The sequence below is a fragment of the Fictibacillus iocasae genome (genome assembly GCF_042665465.1).
GTDB classification, from domain to species: Bacteria; Bacillota; Bacilli; order Bacillales; family Fictibacillaceae; genus Fictibacillus; species Fictibacillus iocasae.
This window is the reverse complement of record NZ_JBHTCP010000047.1, coordinates 1-21,035: the sequence shown is the minus strand read 5'-3', so window position 1 is coordinate 21,035 and position 21,035 is coordinate 1. Positions and strand designations below refer to the sequence as shown.

Genomic DNA, 21,035 nt, shown 5'->3' with positions numbered 1-21,035 from the left:
TGCTTTTTGTAATTAGTGTGTTGTCCTTCTTTCCTATAACAGGAGATAAGCACATGAAGTCATCGGAGGCAGACTTCATACAATCATTGCACACGAACCAGGCGGTTTACGAGCCGGGTGAGAAGCTGAAACTGGATATTGAACTGAAGAAGCCGGTGAAGGATGGTAAGGTTTTTATTGAAGTCTTTCATTTAGAAGAACCAATAGCGAATGATTCTTACAGACTGAGCAGTGAAATGAAGTACAGCTGGACCTGGAGAATGCCAGCTGATAATGAAAAAGGATACTTGATAAAAGTACGTGTGCAAGGGGAAGACGGAAAGCAAGAGATCCAAACTATTGCCGCTGACGCTTCGTACAAGTGGTCCAAGTTTCCGCGGTACGGGTATTTATCAAATTTTCAAGACATGAGTGAAAAAGAACAAAAGAAAATCATAAAAAAGCTGAATCGCTTTCATATTAATGGACTGCAATTCTATGATTTTCACGATAAACATCATCTTCCGCTAAATGGCGAGAATAGGTGGAATGATATTGCAGGACGTGAAGTGGATCGGATTACGATCGAGCGTTATATTCAGCTAGCGCATCAGTATAACATGAAAGCGATGGCGTACAACTTATTATACGGAGCGTATCAAGATGCCGAACAAGACGGTGTTCAGCCGCAATGGGGATTGTATAAAGATAAAGCATCGTCTGTTCCGGATATTCATGATCTGCCGGACGGTTGGGAAAGCGATGTAACCGTCATGAACCCTGGGAATGAAGCATGGCAAGAATATTTGCTTGAAGCACAAGACGATTTGCGCATGCAGATGGACTTTGACGGCTGGCATATTGATCAGCTCGGCAATCGCGGCGAGGTGTATACGCATACTGGTGAAAAAGTGACGGTAAGCGAGACATTTGATGAGTTTTTGAGTCACGCCGACAGCCGGCTCAATCAGCATTTGGTGATGAACGCAGTCAATCAATATGGACAGATGGAAATCGCGTCGTCACCTGTTGATTTTCTGTACAGCGAGCTGTGGGACGGGTACGAAACGTTTGCCGATTTAAAGCGTGTGATAGAGGAGAATTGGGAGTGGAGCGGCTATACGAAGAATACGGTGCTTGCCGCGTATATGAACTATGACGCAGCGGATGAAAAAGGAACGTTTAACGAGCCGGGGATCTTGCTTGCGAACGCGGCCATTTTCTCATTAGGCGGTGCGCACATCGAGCTTGGGGAAGGGATGCTGTCGAAAGAATATTTTCCTCATCACAACTTGAGCGTGACCAGCCAACTGGAGAAAAAGCTGATTGCGTATTATGACTTTATGACCGCTTACCAAAACGTTCTGCGTGATGAAGTTCGTCCGGCTGCGATCTCCTTATCTTCATACACACATAGGTTGTATAAAGAGCCTCTTCCTCAGCATGTTTGGTCGTTTTCTCGTCAAACAAGCGGCAAGAGCATCCTGCATTTTTTAAATTTTAACGGAATAGAAAATATGAACTGGCGTGACAGTCGCGGTACACAGAAAAAGCCGCAGTTGCAGAAAGATATAAACGTTACGTTTCAGTCTAAGAATAAGATCAGCAGGCTATGGTTGGCCTCACCAGATCAAGAGTCAGGGCTGCCTCAGGAGCTGAAATTTAAGCAAAAAGGAAGCGAGGTTTCGTTTGTTCTTCCGAAGCTGGAATACTATTCAATGACTGTCGCTGAGTTTGAGGAGAACTAAATTAAAAAATTAGGGTGCAGAAGTTTACTATAATAGGATATAATGTTGAATATTACAATATTCGACAAATGTTGGTGAAGTATGAAACGTAACCTTATTATTGCTCAGATTTTTATTATCCTCAGCAGCATCATACAGGTGCTGAACCATCTGTTTGTACAGCCGATGGATAACTTTTTGCCTTTTATTCTATTATTCACAATTGGCTTTTTACCGGCGTATCTACTAGATAAATTGCTGCCGTCTCTGACCAAATATATTTTTGTATTTAACAGTCTTTATATGGTCTGCTTGGCCTTTTATTTTGTGAAGCTGCCAATCGTAGAGTCCGCTTTTTTCTTTTTGCCTGTTACTGCACTGCTTATGAATGATAAAAGGGTTTACCTGGCCTCAGGCATAAGTGGGCTCGCTGCCTATTTGATCCTTTCAGATACTTCGGTAGAGGATCGCATTATGTTTGTTTCTATTTATATTATATTCATTATGTTATTAACCTTGGTTCAGTATAGAGTAGAAAAGAACATTGCCGAAAAAGAAGCGATACAGCAAGGCATTAAAGCGATATCCATCGCCGTTGAAGCGAAAGACGTCTATACACAAGGCCACGCGAGGCGGGTGGCGCAGTATTCTCTTATTCTAGCAAAGCATATGAAAAAGCATCGTGTGGATTTCGCTGAGCTCGAATTGACCGGTGTGCTGCATGATATCGGTAAAATCTCGATGCCTGACTCTGTTCTTTTAAAGGACGGGAAGCTCACACAAGATGAATACGAGATCATGAAAAAGCATCCAGTGGAAGGCATGCACCTTGCCAAGTCGCTCGGCTTTTCTCATAAAGTGCTGAGCGGGATTCTGCACCATCATGAACGCTATGACGGAAAAGGCTATCCGCATGGATTGGCGGGCGAGTCCATTCCACTATATAGCCGAATACTGGCTGTCGCCGATTCGTTCGATGCCATGACAAGCAGCCGGTCATACCGTTCCGCTATGACCCCTTGGGATGCCAAGGTGGAAATCGAGCGAAACAATGGACTCATGTATGATCCGGAAATCGTTGACGTGTTCAAGCAGGCGTATGAGGAACTGCTGCTCGTGCATGAAACGAACCAGCAGCAGAAGCCTGAGCCACAGGAAACGATCATCAGTTAAGCAGGATTTTCCCTGCATTTGCAGAAGTTCTATGCATCCCACTTAGGAGGTAGGAATATGGCAAATGCAGTCGTGAGCCTGCGTGATACGCTATTAGAAGAATTTTACGTGGCAGTCCGAACTACGCACGTGCTTTTAGAAAAAGCGGATCCTGAAATTTACTCGTATCAGCCGGCTGAGAGCATGCGGACGTTTATGGAGCTCGCCAATCACCTCGTTCAGATTCCACAGATTGATCTGGCCATATTGCAGGAAAAATCAGAGGGAGAGATTCGCTTGCTAGAAGAGCGCCTAAGCTCCCAAAGTGTCTCTGAACTAAAGCTTGTCATGGAAGAAGGCTATCATCTGCTGAAATCGTATTTTCATTCCTTGCGTGATGAAGAGTTTCTGGAGAAGGAAACGAAGGCTTTCTACGCAGAGAAGCCGCATACGCAGATCAAATGGCTGACCGAAATCGTCACACATGCCTTCCACCACAGAGCCCAGCTGTTCACCTACATGAAACAGACCGGCCACGAAGTGAATATGTTTGATCTTTACTAAAACACCTCGATTGGGGTGTTTTTCTTATGGGGATTTTTTGTTCGGGGTAGTTCGGGGTCCGGTACCGAGATCTTGGTTTTTGGACAATAGATGGTTTACATGTTCTAAGATGCTTTCAAACATCTGGGGTCCGGTACCGAGATTACGACCTTCGGTATAATATAGACCTTTATCGGTACCGGACCCCACTGTGGGGAAGAGCTAACCTCGTTAGAGAGCTGAAACCTTTTTTTTCTAGTCAAATGTGTCATAATGATTGGAAACGGAAGGAAGAATTCTATTTTTGTAGAATTGTGAGACGACGAAGATAAATTTTATGAAAGAAGGTGGCTGTATGTACATGGTGCATTCCACGTTTCTTGTTCCTGATGAAAAATCCGAAGAAGTCGTAAATATATATAGAAATCGCTCGCGCAAGGTGGACGAAGCGGAAGGATTCCTTGATTTTCTGCTGCTGCAAAACGATAAACGGCCAGGTGAGCTGACGGTTCAGCTGACGTTTGATACGAAAAGCAGCTATTTAAATTGGGTCAGAAGCGAGGAATTCAAGAAAATTCATGACCTCGAGAAAAAGTACCCTGACCAGGAGCTTGCCGCGGTCATACCGACTGTTGCTCAATACCGTGTGGTCGCCAAATGAGGGTGCTCCCGACAGAAGAGATTGCTTACACGGTAACCGAGAGAATATACGAACAGGATCCAGCTTTACTAGAGCGGTATGGTGAGGCGGGGAAGAGAAAGTGCACAGAGGATAACGAGCATCACCTCAAGCACCTTCAAACCGCACATGAGCTGGAGAACGAGCAGTTTTTTACGGATTACGCTTTATGGCTGAACGGAATTTTAAGCAAGTACGGAATGAATGAACAGCATTTAATCGATAATTTCCAGCTGATTGATGATGTGCTACTAAAGGAATACAGCACGTTTGGGGAGTCTGAAGCTTATCGCAACTACTTGGCAGCAGCGGTTCAGTCGTTGAAGGACCATGCTTACTCGGCTGCAGAAAAAGGGAGAGGATAAGAAAATGGATCAGACAGCTAAGAGGCTTGCACACTATTTTTTAGAGGGCAATTTCGATGACGCTCTTCATACCGTAAGAGAACACCAGGCGAATTATGCCAGTCTGGAGGTTTTCTCAAGTCTCCTCACTCCTGCGATGAAATATATCGGGGAGCTTTGGGAAAACAGCGAGATTACAGTGGCTGATGAACACCTGGCCACAGCTGTATGTGACATGGTCATCTCGCACCTGTATCAGCAGCTTTCCACCTCGCAAAACGAAAGGCAGAAGGCGATGTTTTTTTGCTTGGAAGGGGAAGAGCATTACCTTGGCTTAAAGATGGTGAACCGCTTGTTTGAAGAAGACGGCTGGGACACCAAGTATTTTGGCTCCAACCTGCCGCTGGAATATGCCGTGAAAACCGCAGCAGAATGGAAGCCTCAAGTTATCGGCCTTTCTGTTTCCATCGCCTATCACCTGCCGAAACTAAAAGCGTATGTAAAAGAACTGGAGAGCTTATCGTGTAAGCCTCGTGTCATTGTTGGCGGAAGAATGGCGGAGAAATACGACCTGAGGCCTTATTGCAGTGAGAACACCGTCATCATCCACAATATTCAAGCCATTGCCGACTGGCTGCGGCAGTATCAGTTAGGAGATAAGGCCAATGCCATTTCATGAAAAGTATCTGCCGGTCCCTTACATGAAGATTGATGAATACGGAAACATATTGAATTATTCGGATGAAGCCTCAGCATTGTTTTCTTTTGACCAGCTGGATTTGAAGGCCCTGCTGGATGAGGAAAGTATAGCGAAACTGCTGAAGAACGCGACCCCTTCGTTAGAAAAGAAATGCTTTGAATTACATTTCCAGACGAAGGACAACCCGCTCGCTCTATTTGATGTTCACTTATCTTGGGATCACGAGCACTACGGCCATCTCGTCGCCATGCCAAAGGACAACACGAGCAGCAGCCGGGTGATCGATCAGCTTGCTCTTTTGCAGCAGCGGCTTTCCAGCACCAATTTTGAGCTGTTTGAGAAGAAAGAGATGCTCGAGAAAACGTTGCACCGGATGAACGTGCTGTCGGGGCCGTTCATCGCGATAACGGAAAAAGTGGCGCTCGTACCGCTATTTGGCGACCTGAACGGTGTGAAAATGAGCGCGATCACACTCAACGTCATCAAGCGGTCATACGAGGGCGATTATGACGAAATCTTATTTGATTTTTCCGGTGTGGGCGAAATACACGAGGATGGCGTCCGTAAATTCTGCGAGCTGTTTGATATCTTGATGTGTATGAGCAGCATCATAATCCGCATCGCAGGAATCAAGCCCTTCCACGCCCAATCACTCAACCAGCTCGGCTTTAATCTCGAAGCGTATTATGAGAGCTCGGTAAAAGAAGTAGTGCGAAACGCCAACTAGGTGCCCCGGTTTTTGGGGTGCTTTTTTTGCATAACTTTTTAACAGTGAAGGAACTCGTCGCAGTCAAAAAGTTGACGAACATAGGATCAGGTCAACTGGCGTGGTGCGGGCGGCGGAGCGCGTGGCGTGGAGTGGCGTGGCCCGGCCGCAAATAAACGAGTCTGCGTGCAAATAAATGGGGTGAGGTGCAAGTAACGGAAGCGTGTTTTAGCGCGGTGCAAATAAATTTTCAAACCTGCAAATAAACGGTCAAGATTTGCAAATAAATTCTCCAGATTTGCAAACAAACTTCCCTGAAATGCAAATAAAAACGGCACCCCTGATCCTAGACCAGCAGCGCCTGCGTAAAATCACTAATTTCTCCCGCGCACGAGGATCGGTCCGAGCGCTGCGCCTGCAATCAGGCCAAAAAGGTGGCCGGCAACGTTGATTCGGTCGTCCAAGAAGGTGGAAATTAAGCTAATGACGAGCACCGTCAGCAAAATTTGCCTGCTGCCGCGGTTTAAATATTCGCGGCGGTTATATAAAATATACACATAGATCCCGAACAGGCCGAAAATAGAGCCCGATGCCCCGATATGAACGTAATCGAGCGGCATGAGCCAGAACGTGGCCAGGTTGGCGAGCACTCCTGAGAGGAGGTAAGCCAAAAAGAAACGCACCTTGCCAAGAATCACCTCTAGCGCAGGGGCGAACAGCACCAGCGAAAACGAGTTGAACAGCACGTGGCTGAACGTCACGTGTGTGATGATCGGCGTGATCAGGCGCCAATATTGGCCGGCCTCGACATAATAGTTGGAGCCGGCGAACAGCACATAAACGGTCCGGCCGAACGGAGCGAACGAAATCAAAAGATATACAATGACCTGAAGCGCGACTAAAAACGTGACAAGCGGGTAACGCTGTATAAACGTTTTGAATGATTCATCTCGGACGAACATGAGTAACACCCCATTTTTAGCAGACGATTTGTATGTCCGCTTCTTTTATTACCATTATACCGCTCTGGAGGCAAATCATGATAATTGGAACCGGTATTGATATTATCGAAATTTCTCGCATCGCCGCTTTCGTAAACAGACAGCCGCGGTTTGCACAGCGAATTTTAAACGAAAAAGAAATGATAAGGTACCGGACCCTGCAAGGGCGAAGGCAGGTCGAGTTTCTTGCCGGCCGGTTCGCCGCGAAAGAAGCGTACGCGAAAGCGATCGGCACCGGAATCGGTATTGAATTGTCATGGCACGATATTACCGTCGTGCCGGATGAAAAAGGCAAGCCAGTCATCTCCTCGCATTATCCGTACCATACTCATCTTTCCATCTCCCATTCTAAAGAATTTGCCGCAGCGACGGTCATAATCGAGAGCCTGTCAAGCTAGTCTGCATATTGTCCACCCTTGTCTCATATATTGTATTGCGGTAGAGGGGCTGTACCAAAACAAGCCCTTCTTTGTCAAAACATACGGACAAAGGGGATGGGAGAATGAAAAAAACATTGTCATTGTCGATGATGGCATTGTTGATGGTGTTTGTACTGGCGGCCTGCGGTGCGAGAAGTCAGGAGGACGTTGTCGAGTCCTTAGGCGAGAAAATGGACAAAATGACAGGCTATAAAGCGGACGCGAAAATGACGCTGAATACAGGCGACAAGCCGATCACGTATGATATTGAAATCTGGCACAAAGAGCCATACTTTTACCGTGTCAGCCTGAAAAATACGGCGAAGGACCAAAGCCAGATGATCCTTCGCAACAAAGAAGGCGTGTTCGTTCTGACGCCTGCACTGAACAAAAGCTTCCGTTTCCAAAGCGATTGGCCGGAAAACAACAGCCAGGTGTACTTGTTCGAGTCGCTTGCCGCTGATATCCTGAACGATACGGACAGAGGGTTCAAAGAAAAGAATGAGAAATACGTCTTCAACACGAAAACAAACTACCAAAACAAAAATTTGTATCAGCAGGAAATCACATTGAACGATGATCTTGAGCCGCAGCTTGTACGAGTGATGGATAAAGATCAAAAAGAGCTTGTTAAGCTAGAATTCAGCAACGTCGAGTTTAACGCCAAGTTCGATAAGAGTGCGTTTGATATGGAAAAGAACATGTCCGGCGCGCAAATGAAAACACCGGTCATGGCGATGGAAAAAGGCGACACCGACTTTGAAGTCCTGTACCCGACGTACACACCGAACGGAATCGAGATCGCCAACGAGCGTGAAGTTGGCATCGAGGACGGCTCCAAGGTCGTGCTGAACTATGCGGACGAGAAGAATGAAAAATCGTTCACGCTGATACAGCAAAAAACGAACGCCGTCCAGACGACAAGACTTACTGTGACGAACGGGGAGCCGGTTGACCTTGGCTTCACAGTTGGTGCGATGACTGATAACTCCATCTCATGGAACAATAAAGGCATCGATTATTTCCTCGCCTCCAGCACGCTGAAGCAAGAAGAAATGGTCGCCATAGCAAGATCGGTAAATGGACAAAGCATGAAATAACACGCAAAGGAGGCTGCCTTCCAGGATCATGGTGAAGGCGGCTTCTTTATGTGCGACAGTAAACCGTGAACTGTAAGCCTCACATCCCGCAAATCCCGGGGTCCGGTACCATCTCGGCCGCAGCCCCTTACCATCGTGCTTCTAACATAATGGGTACCGGACCCCGACTTGGACACCTGACCTGTTCGGTTTTCCTTTAATAGTCCTGTCTGTTGCTTTACAATAAGGTTTAGAAAACGCTCACATTTGGACAGCATGTGTAACAACTAGACAGGAGGAGTTTCATTGAACGGCGGGCAGTTTTATAGAGATACATGGGCAGAGGTTGATTTAGACAGGATAAAAGAAAACATTACGTCCTTTATTCGCCACTTGCCGGCGGAAACTGGGATTATGGCGATTGTGAAGGCGAACGGCTACGGCCACGGTGCGCTTCAGACGGCGCGTGTGGCGCTTGCAGCGGGAGCGGGCCAGCTTGGCGTCGCGACTCTGGATGAAGCGATCGCGCTCAGGCGCCAGGGCATGGGGGCGCCGATTTTAATCATGAACCGCATTCGGCCTGAATATGCTAACTTGGCGGCCAAAATGGACGTGGCTGTTACCGTGTTTCATAAAGAATGGCTTCAAGAAGCTGATGAAGCACTTGAAGAGGGCAGCAGCTTAACCATTCATATCAAGACGGATACAGGCATGGGGCGTGTCGGCACACGCTCACTTGCAGATACGATTGACCTTTTACAAGAAGCTCAAAATTACAGCCGTTTAAAAGTGGAAGGGCTGTTCACGCATTTTGCGACAGCGGATGAATTGCATTCCGAACTATTTCAGCATCAGCTCACGAATTTTAAGGAAATCGTCAGTGAACTTAAAGAGCAGAAGCTATGTCCGCCTGTCGTCCATTGCGGAAACAGTGCGGCTTCCCTCATGGCGCCTGGTGACTTGTTTAACGTGGCGCGCATCGGTATTTCAATGTACGGATTAACGCCATCCAACGAAATTCTTCCGGCTTTGCCGTTCGCGCTCAAGCCGGCTTTCAGTCTGCATACACGCTTGATTCATGTGAAAAAAATCAAGCGCGGCGACACGGTCAGCTATGGTGCGACGTATACGGCGGAAGCGGACGAATGGATCGGGACACTTCCGATCGGATATGCGGACGGCTGGATGCGCCGATTCTCTCCGGGAGCAGAAGCGATCGTAAACAATGAAAAAGTTCCAATCGTCGGCCGAATCTGCATGGATCAGTGCATGGTCAGGCTGCCGTATGAAATGGAAGTAGGCTCGCTCGTCACATTAGTAGGCGAAAAAGGCGGACACTCCATCACAATGGACGATCTGGCGCGGCTTGCCGGCACGATCAACTATGAAATTCCTTGCCTCATTTCCTCTCGAGTGCCGAGAGTTTTCAAAGAAAATGGTCGAATTTCAGAAAATATGAATGTAATTCTAAATTTTTAGCAGAATATTAGCAGGACTATTTTTTTTCACGAAGAAATAATACTCTGAAAATGACTTTGCAAACGGAGATTTTCAGTGATAAGATTATAAGTGGTGAAAAGTTCATGATCGTTCGTATATTAGCTTTGCGCTGGAGGTGTAGGGTGTGTCCGAATTAAACCTGAAACGAATTGTGGTGAGCCTACCTCAGCAGCTTCTAAGTGAGGTGGATCGTATGATACAGAAAGAAAATTTGGACCGCAGCGAATTCATTCATCAAGCAACGGAAATGTATCTTCGTGAAAAGAAGAACAAACGCCAGTTTCGCGATGAAATGAGACAGGGTTATATGGAAATGGCGAAAATCAACCTTAAGATTGCATCGGAGGCCTTTCTTTTAGAGGAGGAAGCTGATCATACTTTGGACCGCTTAGTTAGCGGGGTGTAACCTTTGATTGTCAAACGCGGAGACGTATATTTTGCAGATCTTTCTCCCGTGGTCGGCTCGGAGCAGGGAGGAATTCGGCCTGTTCTGATCATACAGAATGACATTGGCAACAGATTCAGCCCCACGGTCATCGTGGCGGCCATTACAGCGCAAATCCAAAAAGCAAAACTTCCCACACACGTGGAAATCGACGCGAAGAAATATGGATTTGAAAGAGACTCGGTCATACTGCTTGAACAGATTCGGACCATTGATAAACAACGCCTAACCGACAAGATCACCCATCTTGACGAAGGCATGATGAAACGCGTCGACGAAGCCGTGCAAATCAGCCTAGGCCTTGTAGATTTCTAAAAAACAAAAAACAAACCACACGCACTGCCTGAATAAACACATTCAGGCAGTTTTTTTATACCCGTTTTTAGTCTAGAGAAATACAATGCCATTTCAATAACATCATTGAGTTCTTAAAGAAAAACTAGAACAGCTTTAAAAAAACATCCCCGAATAGGTTGATTGAAGTGAAAGGCGCCGACTCCTGCAGGATAAGTGGGACAGGTGAGACCCTTCAATGGCGCTTGCGACGAAGGGGCTCACCGCTCACCCTGCGGAAAGCGTGCGCCTGTAACGGAAATCAACCACTTTCATAACATCGTTGCATTAACAGACTTTTTTTTAACGAAATGTTTTAACTTATATTATTTCGGGTATTCATTGATGGTATTTATTTTTACAAAACTCTTAGAGGTTCCAATAAATTGGAAACAGCTAATCATTGCAACTACATATTAGAAATGAAATAATGAAGTTACTATTTGGAAACACGGAGGTGCAGGCAACATGGATCCATTGATTGTAAACGTCCTAACAAAGAACCAGGATGTCCTGCTCAATAAATGGCTCAGGGAACTCGAAACATCAGAAGTAACCGGTCACATCAGATTTTCTGCCACACCACATATGCTTCAGGAAACAAACGAAGAATTTTTCCGCTTGCTCATGAAGCATATTTCATATAATGATATATCTCAGGATGGAAGCATGGAACGTTTTTTCGACCAGCTTCTTAGAACAGGTTTGCCGCTCAATTATATTACTCAGGGGCTTCAGGCGATCCGCCGCGTTATATTGGACAGGCTTGTTGAGGACGACACGATAGACAAAGCGAAAGCGATTGAGCTTTACAGCGATATCGACAGATGGTTTGATCCTATTTTAAATAAGGTTGTCGAAAACTCCTCGCAAATATGGGAACGAACGGTTTCCATCCAGAAGAGTGCACTATTAGAATTATCCGCACCGCTAATTCCGGTGTTTCAGCAAATTAGTGTGATGCCGCTTATCGGATCGATTGATACCGAGCGCGCCAAGCTGATCATGGAAAACCTGCTCGACGGGGTCATCAAGTACCGTTCGGAAGTGGTACTGATCGACATTACAGGTGTGCCGGTTGTCGATACGATGGTAGCTCATCACATTATTCAGGCTGCTGATGCGGTTCGATTGCTCGGTTCCACCTGTATACTTGTTGGAATCAGGCCGGAAATTGCACAGACCATCGTAAGCCTTGGCATAAATCTGTCAGCGTTCCCGACAAAGAGCACCCTTCAAAAAGGCATGGAGCGTGCGCTGGAAATTACGAATCAAATTATTGTCCGCAAAGATTGAATAGGGAGTGTAGATGATGAGAATTCCTATCTTGAAATTACATGAGTACTTGCTCATTACCATTCAAGTAGAGCTTGATGACCAGACAGCTCTTCAGTTTCAAGAAGATCTGCTTAGCAAAATTCATGATACAGGCGCTAAAGGCGTAGTCATCGATTTGACGTCTGTTGATATGATTGATTCGTTCATCGCAAAAGTTCTAGGCGATGTGGTACGCATGTCAAAATTAATGGGCGCGCAGGTTGTTCTAACAGGAATTCAGCCTGCCGTTGCGATCACTCTGATTGACCTAGGCATCTCCATGAGGGAGGTCCCAACAGCTCTTGATTTAGAACAGGGGCTTGATAAATTGCGTCTGGAACTGGAGGGATGACCATGGACATCCAATCCTGTGTAGAAGTGCGCAATGAATGGGACATCGTAAGCGCCAGACAATTAGGAAGAAATATGGCCAAAGAGCTTGGTTTTGGCAACGTGGACCAGGCGAGGATTACAACTGCCATTTCTGAACTAGCACGTAATATCTACTTATACGCGGGAAACGGAAAAATTTGCATACAGCCTATTGACCAGCTTGGCAAAAAGGGCCTCAAGATTGTTGCTCTTGATAATGGACCGGGCATACGGGATATCCGCAGGGTAATGGAAGACGGCTATACGACATCCGGAGGGCTTGGAGCCGGATTGCCGGGTGTGAAAAGGCTGATGGACGAATTTTCGATCGAATCAACCGTAGATGTAGGTACAGAGATTAATGCAACGAAATGGCTTCGATAGGAGGAAGCTTTTTGACTGGCAAAGACGCGATAATTGATCGTTACCAAGACCTTATACAGACTTATATAAAAGGCAAGTCAGAAACAGCTCTTTATAAAGGGCAGCAGTTCAGCCGAAAATTGATTGAGCAGCAAATCTCTCCCGAGGATGTGATCTCGCTTCACATTCAAGTGATGCATGAGCTCTTCCCGGATATGGAAGAGGACATGCGCGACTCCTTTGATTTTTTATTAGAAGTCATGATCGGCTACGGGTTCGCTTATCGCGAGCATCAGAGCCTGAGAGACAAGCAGCAGCAGTTGGAGTCGGAGATTGAGGTGGCTGCGAGCATGCAGCAAACCTTGCTCATGAGCGATGTTCCCGAGGTGGACGGGCTCGATATTGGCGTCATCAGTGTGCCTGCTAAGAAAATGAACGGTGATTATTTCAATTTCGTTAAAGACGGAAACAAATTAAGTGTAGCGGTCGCAGACATTATCGGAAAAGGGATTCCCGCTGCGCTTTGCATGTCGATGATCAAGTATGCGATGGACAGCCTGCCTCAGCAGCAGCAGATGCCTCACTTGCTGCTCGAGAACTTGAATCACGTTGTCGAGCAGAACGTCCACCCGAACATGTTCATCACGATGCTTCACGGTCTATACGATTCTGATAAACATACGTTTTCCTATGCCGGTGCTGGCCATGAACCAGGATTTATTTACCGTGCAGCCGATGACAGGTTTGACGATATGATTGCCAAAGGTATCGTTCTCGGCGTTTCCCGCACGGCAACATACCAGCCCTATGAAAAAGTGATCGAGATCGGGGATATGGTCATTCTGCTTTCGGATGGTGTAACGGAATGCCGAACGAGCAAAGGGTTCATTGAGCGCGATGAGATCGTATCGTTGATCCGCAAACACATGAATCTGCCTGCTCAGGAAATGGTTCAATGTGTTTTCCATGAGCTGGAGAAGCTCCAGGAATTTGAGCTTCGAGACGATTTTACGTTAATTGTTTTAAAAAGAGTGGTTTAGCACATTCGCGGAAAGGGTAAAGTTTTCTATCCGTTTTAAAATCAACCCTGGGGGGAATATAATGAATTTGCAAATTAACCATCACACAAACGAACACACCCATTCATTAGAACTAGCTGGAGAAGTAGACGCATATACGGCTCCCAAATTGAAAGAAGTGCTTGTTCCATTAACGGAAAAAGAAGGTCAGGAGATTATCATTGACCTGTCTCAAATAGAATACATGGATAGCACGGGGCTTGGTATCTTTGTCGGCGCCCTCAAATCCACAAAAGCAAACAATGGCTCCTTGAAGCTTAGAGGAATGACTGAACGAGTACGCCGCATTTTTGAAATTACCGGTCTGACAGAAGTAATGGACATCGAGAATGAGGTAAAGGGGGAGGCCAAATGAACACAGCCTCTGACTACTTGGAAATGATCGTACCGGCAAAGCCTGATTTTGTCGGTGTGGTACGCCTTACGATTTCAGGCATCGCCAACCGTATGGGTTTTGCATTTGATGAAATTGAAGATATTAAAATTGCCGTATCGGAAGCGTGCACGAACGTTGTGAATCATGCATACAGCGACGCAGAGCTCGGTCAGATCCGCATCGGCTGCAACCTTCATGAAGACCGACTGGAAGTTACCGTGGTCGACCAAGGAAAGAGCTTCGATTACAACAAGGTAACCGAGAACCTTGGACCTGTGGACGGCAAGCCAGTAGAACAGCTGACTGAAGGAGGTTTGGGCCTCTTCTTGATTGAAACACTTATGGATAAGGTAGAAATCAGTGGTGAAGCAGGCGTCATCGTCATGATGACGAAGTATCTTCACAGAGATGAGGTGGAGGAAAATGTCGACCGGACCTCGCCAGCATCTTCACAGTAAAGAACAAGTCTACGCCTGGATTGAGGAACTGCAGTATGATCCAACGAATGAAGAACTGCAGACAAATCTCGTTCATCAATACGAAGACCTTGTGCATTCGCTCGCAAGAAAATTCTCAAAAGGAAAGATCATTCATGACGACCTTGTACAGGTGGGCATGATCGGTCTTCTTGCGGCTATCCGGCGTTATGACAAAACGTTTGGCCGCTCGTTTGAATCGTTTGCTGTTCCGACAATCGTTGGAGAAATCAAGCGGTTTATCCGGGACAAAACGTGGAGTGTCCATGTACCGCGCCGCATTAAGGAACTCGGACCGCGCATCAAGCGAGCCGTTGAAGAGCTGACAACCGATCTTCAGCGTTCGCCGAAAATCTATGAAATAGCCGATTATCTTGAGGTGACAGAAGAAGAAGTGCTCGAAACGATGGAGATGGGCAAAAGCTATCAGGCGTTGTCTGTTGACAGCACGATCGAGGCAGATCAGGAAGGCAGCACGGTCACATTGCTTGACCTTGTCGGTTCTGATGACGGAGGCTTTGACCAGGTGGACAAGCAGATGCTTCTTCAAAAAGCGTTTGAAGTGCTGACTGTCCGGGAAAAAGAAATTCTGCAATGCACTTACTTTGAAAACTTAAGCCAGAAGGAAACCGGCGAAAGGCTAGATATTTCTCAGATGCATGTGTCCCGTTTGCAAAGGCGCGCACTGGAAAAACTCCGTGAGGCTATACGTGTATCCCCTTCGGAGGCATTAAAATGATCGAACACCACAGCTTCAACAACGTAAAGGTGTCGGCTTTTCAGGTGCCTAAAGCAGGAAATGACCTTTGCGGTGACAGCTTTTTCTTTTATGAAACCTCACGTTACTTTATCTGCGCACTGGCAGACGGTCTCGGCAGCGGATCCCTTGCAAAGGACGCTTCTAAGGCTGCGATGAGGATAGTAGAAGAACACCATGACGAGGAGATTACGTCGATCATGGAAAGGTGCAACACCGTTCTCAGACAAACGCGCGGTGCGGTTCTCGCAGTCGTCAAGTTTGATTTTGAGACACAAACGGTTCATTATGCGAGCGTTGGTAACATCCGCTTCATGCTGGCAGTGAAAGATGAAAAAGTTGTTCACCCGCTTTCTACATTAGGATTTCTCGCCGGCAAGCCGCAAAAGTTTAAAATTCAGCAATTCTCCTTTAAAGGGGAGGCCGCATTTATGCTTTATTCGGACGGAATGGAAATCCATACCCAAAGCCGCAACATCCTTTCCCGCATGATCTCGCCAGAGGATGCGGTGTTCTATATTAGCCAATTACCGGTCAATACATCAGATGATGCCACATGCTTAGTCGGAAGAATCCGCGCATCTGAATAGAAAAGCAGCGACTTTTTTAAGAAGTCTCTGCGTTTTTATGATGTATTTTGGCAGCACCAAAAGCCCCAAAAACGAACATGGCGCTTCAAATATTATTCATAGCGAGATATATTTTTGTCCCTCTCTTTGTAAGATAAAGAGAGGGGGAGCGGACTATGGGCAGCGGATTTTGGATCATTATGAGTATTCTCGTATTATACGCTGTCGTAAAATTGTACAGAGGATATGCCGAATATGACATCTCTTCTCTCCAATACCGCCAGCTCAAACGCGGCAGGAAGCAGCTTTCAGAAGCAGATAGAGACATCCCCCACGGCAATAAGGACGAATCGAAAATCGAAACTTTTTAACGAAAGGGCCTCCTTCCGCATTCGGCAGGACGCCCTTTTCGTTTATAATAAAGAGGATGAGAAGGGAGCTGCCGAAAATGGAACAGGTGACCGAAAAGAAGACCGCTGCCCCGGCTGCGGCTAATGAAGTGAATGTGATTGCAAAGGAACTGGAAATAAACAAAAAGCAGGTTGAAAATGTCATTGCCTTGCTTGGCGAAGGAAACACCGTGCCGTTTATCGCACGATACAGAAAAGAGCTGACAGGCGGTCTGGATGAAGTACAGATCAAAGCGGTCATGGATCGCTGGCAATACCTCGAGAACTTAAAGGCGAGAAAAGAAGAGGTCATCCGCCTGATTGAAGAGCAGGACAAGCTGACAGAGGAGCTGCAAAAGGACATTCTGGCAGCCGTTAAGCTGCAGGAGGTAGAGGACTTATATCGTCCATACAAACAAAAACGACGAACAAAAGCGAGCGTTGCCAAAGAAAAGGGCCTTGAGCCACTCGCCCAATGGCTTCTGCAATTATCACCCAATTCGGTTGAAGAGGAAGCTCGACTCTATGTAGACGCTGAAAAAGGTGCCGCTTCAATAGAAGAAGCACTGCAAGGAGCATCCGATATTATTGCAGAATCGATCTCAGATGAGCCTGACACACGCAAATGGATCCGCGAGCTGACAGTAAAAAAAGGCTCGCTCAAAACATTGGCTACAAAGCATGCCGACAAGGATGAAAAGAAAATTTACGAGATGTACTACGATTATGAAGAACCTTTGAGCAAAATCGTTCCTCATCGTGTTCTCGCAGTCAATCGCGGTGAAAGAGAGGACATTATCAAGGCGGGCATTAACGCTCCAGAAGAGGAAATCATCTCTAAAATGCTGCGGCAGCATATTAAGAAGCCGCAATCGCCATCTGCGACCTACATAAAAGCGGCGATTGAAGACGGCTACAAGCGCCTGATCGCTCCGTCCATTGAAAGAGAGATTCGCACCTCTCTGACCGAGACGGCGGAAGAACGCGCCATCCATATTTTTTCTGAAAATGTGAAAAGCCTACTCCTTCAAGCACCGTTAAAAGGGAGAATGGTGCTCGGTGTTGACCCGGCCTATCGCACAGGCTGCAAGCTTGGAGTGGTTGATGAGACAGGAAAAATGCTTCACATCGTCACGATCTACCCGACACCTCCACGTTCAGAGGTAGAAAAGTCGGCGAAAATCGTGCGTGATCTCATCGATAAATATGGAATCGAGCTAATCGCAATTGGCAATGGGACCGCATCACGCGAAACCGAACAATTTATCGTGAATACCATTTCAGATCTAGATCGTGAAGTAGCCTATGTCATCGTGAATGAGGCTGGCGCGAGCGTGTACTCGGCATCAGCTGTCGCACGAGAGGAATTTCCTGAGCTGCAGGTAGAGGAAAGAAGCGCGATTTCGATCGCCAGAAGACTGCAGGATCCGATGGCCGAGCTCGTTAAGATTGATCCTAAATCGATCGGCGTCGGCCAATACCAGCATGACGTTTCGCAAAAACGGTTAAACGAAGAAGTAACGTTTGTCGTTGAGACGGCGGTTAACCTTGTCGGTGTGAACGTGAACACCGCATCCGCCTCACTGCTTCAATATGTTTCGGGCCTTTCCAAGACGGTCGCACAAAATATCGTGAAGCAAAGAGATGAAATCGGCAAATTTTCAAACCGTACGGAGCTGAAGAAAATCCCTCGTCTTGGCGCGAAAACATACGAGCAGGCGATCGGCTTCCTTCGCATCCAAGGAGGAAAGCAGCCGCTTGACCAGACAGGCATCCACCCGGAAAGCTATGATTCGGCGAAAAAGGTGCTGGAAGAAATCGGCGAGACCGTTCAATCGATCGGCGCGCCTTCTGTTCGGGAGAAATTGGACGTCCTTTCCGTGAATGAGCTGTCTGAAAAACTCGGAATCGGTGTGCCTACATTAAAGGATATCATCGAGGGCTTGTCCCGGCCGGGGCGTGACCCCCGTGACGAATTTGCTGGCCCTGTCCTGAAAACGGATGTTTTGAAGATGGAAGATTTGAAGCCTGGTATGGAGCTGCAGGGCACAGTCCGCAACGTGGTCGATTTTGGCGCGTTCGTGGATATTGGCGTGAAGCAAGACGGCCTTGTGCACATTTCCAAGCTCACTACACGTTTCGTGAAGAACCCGATGGAGGTCGTCAGTGTCGGACAAGTGGTGACCGTATGGGTAGACTCTGTCGATACGAGGAAAGAGCGCATCGCCCTGACGATGGTCAACCCTGAGAAAAACGCATAAACACCGAACACTGCCTAATTAAGGATTCTCCTTTAAGGCAGTGTTCTTTTTATTATAGAAAAACCAGCACTGGTTAAGCAGGCGGATCTGATAGCGGTCCTTCTGGTAGTAAGCTCTGCGCAGCTGACGTTTGAACCATACAGGCATGAAGATTCCCTCCTTGCGTACCGTCTGTTGTTGTGTTTTAGTTTATGTAGGTATGCTTGTTAGTGTGAACCAAAACGTAAGGTGGCTTCGTATAATGAATCAGCAGCAGCTTCAGCAACTAACCGAGACAATTTCAAACGAATACTTCGGAAAATCATTCCGGCACACCGCGCGTTTTAACAACCGCCTCCAAACAACAGGCGGCCGGTACCTGCTGCGCAGCCATGATATCGAGATCAACCCGAAGCAGTATATGCATTTTGGGATGGAGGCCCTGATCGGCATCATCAAGCACGAGCTGGTTCATTATCACCTGCATATTGAAGGAAGAGGCTACAAGCACCGCGATCCGGAGTTTAAGCAGCTGCTGAAGCAAGTGGGGGGAGCACGCTATTGTGACTCTTTGCCTGGAGCGGTAAGAAAAGAAACTTATAAACATCTGTATAAATGCACAGACTGTAATGTGGCGTTCAAAAGGAAACGGCGCATCAATACCGCTAAATACGTATGTGGAAGATGCCGTGGGAAACTGGTTCATATTATTTCTGAATAATTTCTGAATAAGTTGTTGACTCGCTATATGAATATGTGGTAATTTAATTAAGTCGCTGTTGGGCATTACATAAAACGAGCGAAAACAACATGAAAAAAACCTGCTAAAACAGGTTGACATTCGAGGCTATACGTAATAAGATATTAATTGTCTTTAAAAGCATTCCACAGTAGCTCAGTGGTAGAGCTATCGGCTGTTAACCGATCGGTCGCAGGTTCGAGTCCTGCCTGTGGAGCCATATTACAGAGAAGTACCCAAGTGGCTCAAGGGGCTCCCCTGCTAAGGGAGTAGATCGCTAACGCGGTGCGAGGGTTCGAATCCCTTCTTCTCTGCCAGATGGCCCGTTGGTCAAGCGGTTAAGACACCGCCCTTTCACGGCGGTAACACGGGTTCGAATCCCGTACGGGTCACCATCAACTTACTTAATCAGTTTCATATTATCGCGGATCCGTGGTGTAGTGGTTAACATGCCTGCCTGTCACGCAGGAGATCGCCGGTTCGACCCCGGTCGGGTCCGCCATTTATTTCTATAAAAAACCGAATTCATTAAAACAAACGATGGGCTATAGCCAAGCGGTAAGGCAACGGACTTTGACTCCGTCACGCGTAGGTTCGAATCCTGCTAGCCCAGCCATTTTTTCTTAAGCCATTAGCTCAGTCACGAGCAAAACAACGTGATTGAACGGCGAGTTGTCTCGACGGATATACCTCCAGTTCTTCTTTTAGAGGAAGAGACAGGGAACCGAAGGACATTATAGCAAGAGCCATTAGCTCAGTCACGAGCGATACAACGTGATTGACGGCGAGTTGTCTCGACGGACACGCCCACAGTTCTTCTAATAGAGGAAGAGACAGGGACCGACGGACATTATAGCAAGAGCCATTAGCTCAGTCGGTAGAGCATCTGACTTTTAATCAGAGGGTCGAAGGTTCGAGTCCTTCATGGCTCACCATTTATTTGAATAATGCGGGTGTGGCGGAATTGGCAGACGCGCTAGACTTAGGATCTAGTGTCATTGACGTGGGGGTTCGAGTCCCTTCACCCGCACCATTATTCATTTTTTGTTTCTTATAAGATTTTAGTGCGAGACCATGCGCAGCAAACATTGCAGCGCGGTCGTGGCGGAATGGCAGACGCGCTAGCTTGAGGGGCTAGTGGGTGTATACCCGTGGAGGTTCGAGTCCTCTCGACCGCACCAAAATACTTATCATACATGTTGACGAAATGAAAGATTTTCGCCATAACAATTATATAGTGCGCCCTTAGCTCAGCTGGATAGAGTGTTTGACTACGAATCAAAAGGTCGGGAGTTCGAATCTCTCAGGGCGCGCCATAACGGGAAGTGGCTCAGCTTGGTAGAGCACCTGGTTTGGGACCAGGGGGTCGCAGGTTCAAATCCTGTCTTCCCGACCATCTTAATATGCGGGTGTAGTTTAATGGTAAAACAAGAGCCTTCCAAGCTCTGGTCGTGAGTTCGATTCTCATCACCCGCTCCATTATCTTTGATTTACTGGGCCTATAGCTCAGCTGGTTAGAGCGCACGCCTGATAAGCGTGAGGTCGATGGTTCGAGTCCATTTAGGCCCACCATTATTTTTTTGAAAAAGTGGTTGACACGGATTCGAAAAAGAGATATGATGGTTGAGCTGCTTAAAGAAGCGGCGAACAAAAAGTTCTTTGAAAACTGAACAAAAGCATAGGTAAGGAATTAAATGAATTCCGTCAGTTTTAAACAAGCAAGAGACAGATTAAACACTTTATTGGAGAGT

The 21,035-nt window shown here is 46.8% G+C and carries 25 protein-coding genes and 12 tRNA genes; 35 read left to right on the top strand and 2 right to left on the bottom strand.

The genetic code is table 11. The features are described 5' to 3' along the window. Positions 1 to 53: 53 nt before the first annotated feature. From ACFQPF_RS14025 to ACFQPF_RS13995, 7 genes are all read left to right on the top strand, one after another. Positions 54 to 1,727, top strand: coding sequence for a glycoside hydrolase family 66 protein (locus ACFQPF_RS14025; RefSeq protein ID WP_379750347.1), 1,674 nt, complete (start codon positions 54 to 56; stop codon positions 1,725 to 1,727). Positions 1,728 to 1,808: 81 nt separating this feature from the next. After that, positions 1,809 to 2,879 carry an HD-GYP domain-containing protein gene (locus tag ACFQPF_RS14020; RefSeq protein ID WP_379750346.1) on the top strand — a complete coding sequence of 357 codons (1,071 nt, stop codon included), beginning with the start codon at positions 1,809 to 1,811 and terminating at the stop codon, positions 2,877 to 2,879. Between the two features lie 57 nt (positions 2,880 to 2,936). Beyond that, positions 2,937 to 3,422 (top strand): DinB family protein, encoded by a 486-nt coding sequence (locus ACFQPF_RS14015; protein ID WP_379750345.1) that lies wholly within the window; start codon positions 2,937 to 2,939, stop codon positions 3,420 to 3,422. Between the two features lie 334 nt (positions 3,423 to 3,756). Continuing rightward, complete coding sequence (locus ACFQPF_RS14010; protein WP_379750344.1) at positions 3,757 to 4,062, top strand: antibiotic biosynthesis monooxygenase family protein; 306 nt, start codon at positions 3,757 to 3,759, stop codon at positions 4,060 to 4,062. After that, positions 4,059 to 4,445 (top strand): hypothetical protein, encoded by a 387-nt coding sequence (locus ACFQPF_RS14005; protein ID WP_379750343.1) that lies wholly within the window; start codon positions 4,059 to 4,061, stop codon positions 4,443 to 4,445. The genes ACFQPF_RS14010 and ACFQPF_RS14005 overlap by 4 nt, the downstream gene beginning before the upstream one ends. A 4-nt stretch (positions 4,446 to 4,449) precedes the next feature. Beyond that, positions 4,450 to 5,103, top strand: a complete 654-nt coding sequence (locus tag ACFQPF_RS14000; protein WP_379750342.1) for a cobalamin B12-binding domain-containing protein — start codon at positions 4,450 to 4,452, stop codon at positions 5,101 to 5,103. Then, positions 5,090 to 5,851 (top strand): STAS domain-containing protein, encoded by a 762-nt coding sequence (locus ACFQPF_RS13995; RefSeq protein WP_379750341.1) that lies wholly within the window; start codon positions 5,090 to 5,092, stop codon positions 5,849 to 5,851. The genes ACFQPF_RS14000 and ACFQPF_RS13995 overlap by 14 nt, the downstream gene beginning before the upstream one ends. 353 nt (positions 5,852 to 6,204) lie before the next feature. On the opposite strand, the gene ACFQPF_RS13990 is transcribed toward ACFQPF_RS13995, so the two are convergent. Continuing rightward, on the bottom strand, positions 6,205 to 6,792 hold the full coding sequence (locus ACFQPF_RS13990; RefSeq protein ID WP_379750340.1) for a rhomboid family intramembrane serine protease: 588 nt from the start codon (positions 6,790 to 6,792) through the stop codon (positions 6,205 to 6,207). 77 nt (positions 6,793 to 6,869) lie between these two features. On the opposite strand from ACFQPF_RS13990, the gene acpS reads away from it, so the two are divergent. From acpS to ACFQPF_RS13915, 15 genes are all read left to right on the top strand, one after another. Next, positions 6,870 to 7,229 carry a holo-ACP synthase gene (gene acpS / locus ACFQPF_RS13985; protein ID WP_379750339.1) on the top strand — a complete coding sequence of 120 codons (360 nt, stop codon included), beginning with the start codon at positions 6,870 to 6,872 and terminating at the stop codon, positions 7,227 to 7,229. Between the two features lie 104 nt (positions 7,230 to 7,333). Then, on the top strand, positions 7,334 to 8,350 hold the full coding sequence (locus tag ACFQPF_RS13980; protein ID WP_379750338.1) for a LolA family protein: 1,017 nt from the start codon (positions 7,334 to 7,336) through the stop codon (positions 8,348 to 8,350). Positions 8,351 to 8,635: 285 nt separating this feature from the next. Further along, positions 8,636 to 9,808 carry an alanine racemase gene (gene alr, locus ACFQPF_RS13975; RefSeq protein ID WP_379750337.1) on the top strand — a complete coding sequence of 391 codons (1,173 nt, stop codon included), beginning with the start codon at positions 8,636 to 8,638 and terminating at the stop codon, positions 9,806 to 9,808. A gap of 145 nt (positions 9,809 to 9,953) precedes the next feature. Then, the gene (locus ACFQPF_RS13970) at positions 9,954 to 10,235 is read left to right on the top strand and encodes a CopG family ribbon-helix-helix protein (RefSeq protein WP_379750336.1); all 282 of its coding nucleotides are present in this window, start codon (positions 9,954 to 9,956) and stop codon (positions 10,233 to 10,235) included. A 3-nt stretch (positions 10,236 to 10,238) separates the two neighbouring features. Next, positions 10,239 to 10,589 (top strand): type II toxin-antitoxin system endoribonuclease NdoA, encoded by a 351-nt coding sequence (gene ndoA / locus ACFQPF_RS13965; protein WP_379750335.1) that lies wholly within the window; start codon positions 10,239 to 10,241, stop codon positions 10,587 to 10,589. 486 nt (positions 10,590 to 11,075) lie between these two features. Continuing rightward, positions 11,076 to 11,903 (top strand): STAS domain-containing protein, encoded by an 828-nt coding sequence (locus ACFQPF_RS13960; protein WP_379750334.1) that lies wholly within the window; start codon positions 11,076 to 11,078, stop codon positions 11,901 to 11,903. A gap of 16 nt (positions 11,904 to 11,919) precedes the next feature. Further along, positions 11,920 to 12,276: an STAS domain-containing protein gene (locus ACFQPF_RS13955; RefSeq protein ID WP_094253938.1), complete on the top strand. Its 357-nt coding sequence runs from the start codon at positions 11,920 to 11,922 to the stop codon at positions 12,274 to 12,276. A 2-nt stretch (positions 12,277 to 12,278) separates the two neighbouring features. After that, positions 12,279 to 12,680, top strand: a complete 402-nt coding sequence (locus ACFQPF_RS13950) for an anti-sigma regulatory factor (RefSeq protein WP_379750333.1) — start codon at positions 12,279 to 12,281, stop codon at positions 12,678 to 12,680. An 11-nt stretch (positions 12,681 to 12,691) separates the two neighbouring features. Next, positions 12,692 to 13,699 (top strand): PP2C family protein-serine/threonine phosphatase, encoded by a 1,008-nt coding sequence (locus tag ACFQPF_RS13945; RefSeq protein ID WP_379750332.1) that lies wholly within the window; start codon positions 12,692 to 12,694, stop codon positions 13,697 to 13,699. Positions 13,700 to 13,760: 61 nt separating this feature from the next. Beyond that, complete coding sequence (locus ACFQPF_RS13940) at positions 13,761 to 14,093, top strand: STAS domain-containing protein (RefSeq protein WP_379750331.1); 333 nt, start codon at positions 13,761 to 13,763, stop codon at positions 14,091 to 14,093. Beyond that, positions 14,090 to 14,572 carry an anti-sigma B factor RsbW gene (gene rsbW / locus ACFQPF_RS13935; RefSeq protein ID WP_379750330.1) on the top strand — a complete coding sequence of 161 codons (483 nt, stop codon included), beginning with the start codon at positions 14,090 to 14,092 and terminating at the stop codon, positions 14,570 to 14,572. Before ACFQPF_RS13940 ends, rsbW begins: the two co-directional genes overlap by 4 nt. Then, positions 14,538 to 15,329: an RNA polymerase sigma factor SigB gene (gene sigB / locus ACFQPF_RS13930; RefSeq protein WP_379750329.1), complete on the top strand. Its 792-nt coding sequence runs from the start codon at positions 14,538 to 14,540 to the stop codon at positions 15,327 to 15,329. Before rsbW ends, sigB begins: the two co-directional genes overlap by 35 nt. Continuing rightward, entirely contained in the window at positions 15,326 to 15,937 is a 612-nt protein-coding gene (locus ACFQPF_RS13925; protein WP_379750328.1) for a PP2C family serine/threonine-protein phosphatase, read from the top strand. The genes sigB and ACFQPF_RS13925 overlap by 4 nt, the downstream gene beginning before the upstream one ends. 155 nt (positions 15,938 to 16,092) lie before the next feature. Then, positions 16,093 to 16,287 carry a hypothetical protein gene (locus ACFQPF_RS13920; RefSeq protein ID WP_379750327.1) on the top strand — a complete coding sequence of 65 codons (195 nt, stop codon included), beginning with the start codon at positions 16,093 to 16,095 and terminating at the stop codon, positions 16,285 to 16,287. Positions 16,288 to 16,364: 77 nt separating this feature from the next. After that, the gene (locus tag ACFQPF_RS13915) at positions 16,365 to 18,566 is read left to right on the top strand and encodes a Tex family protein (RefSeq protein WP_379750326.1); all 2,202 of its coding nucleotides are present in this window, start codon (positions 16,365 to 16,367) and stop codon (positions 18,564 to 18,566) included. A gap of 18 nt (positions 18,567 to 18,584) precedes the next feature. Here ACFQPF_RS13915 and cmpA read toward each other — a convergent pair whose 3' ends face one another. Then, positions 18,585 to 18,713: a cortex morphogenetic protein CmpA gene (cmpA, locus tag ACFQPF_RS13910; protein WP_379750325.1), complete on the bottom strand. Its 129-nt coding sequence runs from the start codon at positions 18,711 to 18,713 to the stop codon at positions 18,585 to 18,587. 94 nt (positions 18,714 to 18,807) lie between these two features. On the opposite strand from cmpA, the gene ACFQPF_RS13905 reads away from it, so the two are divergent. The 13 genes from ACFQPF_RS13905 (at position 18,808) to ACFQPF_RS13845 (ending at position 20,856) form a co-directional block, all read left to right on the top strand. Next, on the top strand, positions 18,808 to 19,266 hold the full coding sequence (locus tag ACFQPF_RS13905; RefSeq protein ID WP_379750324.1) for a SprT family protein: 459 nt from the start codon (positions 18,808 to 18,810) through the stop codon (positions 19,264 to 19,266). 163 nt (positions 19,267 to 19,429) lie between these two features. After that, a tRNA-Asn gene (locus tag ACFQPF_RS13900) sits at positions 19,430 to 19,504 on the top strand. 6 nt (positions 19,505 to 19,510) lie between these two features. Further along, positions 19,511 to 19,601 (top strand) — tRNA-Ser (locus ACFQPF_RS13895). 3 nt (positions 19,602 to 19,604) lie between these two features. Further along, a tRNA-Glu gene (locus ACFQPF_RS13890) sits at positions 19,605 to 19,679 on the top strand. Between the two features lie 31 nt (positions 19,680 to 19,710). Further along, positions 19,711 to 19,786: transfer RNA gene (locus ACFQPF_RS13885), tRNA-Asp, on the top strand. A 39-nt stretch (positions 19,787 to 19,825) separates the two neighbouring features. Further along, a tRNA-Gln gene (locus ACFQPF_RS13880) sits at positions 19,826 to 19,900 on the top strand. A gap of 243 nt (positions 19,901 to 20,143) precedes the next feature. After that, positions 20,144 to 20,219: transfer RNA gene (locus ACFQPF_RS13875), tRNA-Lys, on the top strand. A gap of 14 nt (positions 20,220 to 20,233) precedes the next feature. After that, a tRNA-Leu gene (locus tag ACFQPF_RS13870) sits at positions 20,234 to 20,317 on the top strand. Between the two features lie 62 nt (positions 20,318 to 20,379). Next, positions 20,380 to 20,465: transfer RNA gene (locus tag ACFQPF_RS13865), tRNA-Leu, on the top strand. 58 nt (positions 20,466 to 20,523) lie between these two features. Continuing rightward, positions 20,524 to 20,600: transfer RNA gene (locus ACFQPF_RS13860), tRNA-Arg, on the top strand. Between the two features lie 3 nt (positions 20,601 to 20,603). Then, a tRNA-Pro gene (locus ACFQPF_RS13855) sits at positions 20,604 to 20,680 on the top strand. A gap of 9 nt (positions 20,681 to 20,689) precedes the next feature. Then, a tRNA-Gly gene (locus tag ACFQPF_RS13850) sits at positions 20,690 to 20,763 on the top strand. A 16-nt stretch (positions 20,764 to 20,779) separates the two neighbouring features. Continuing rightward, a tRNA-Ile gene (locus tag ACFQPF_RS13845) sits at positions 20,780 to 20,856 on the top strand. Positions 20,857 to 21,035 lie beyond the last annotated feature (179 nt).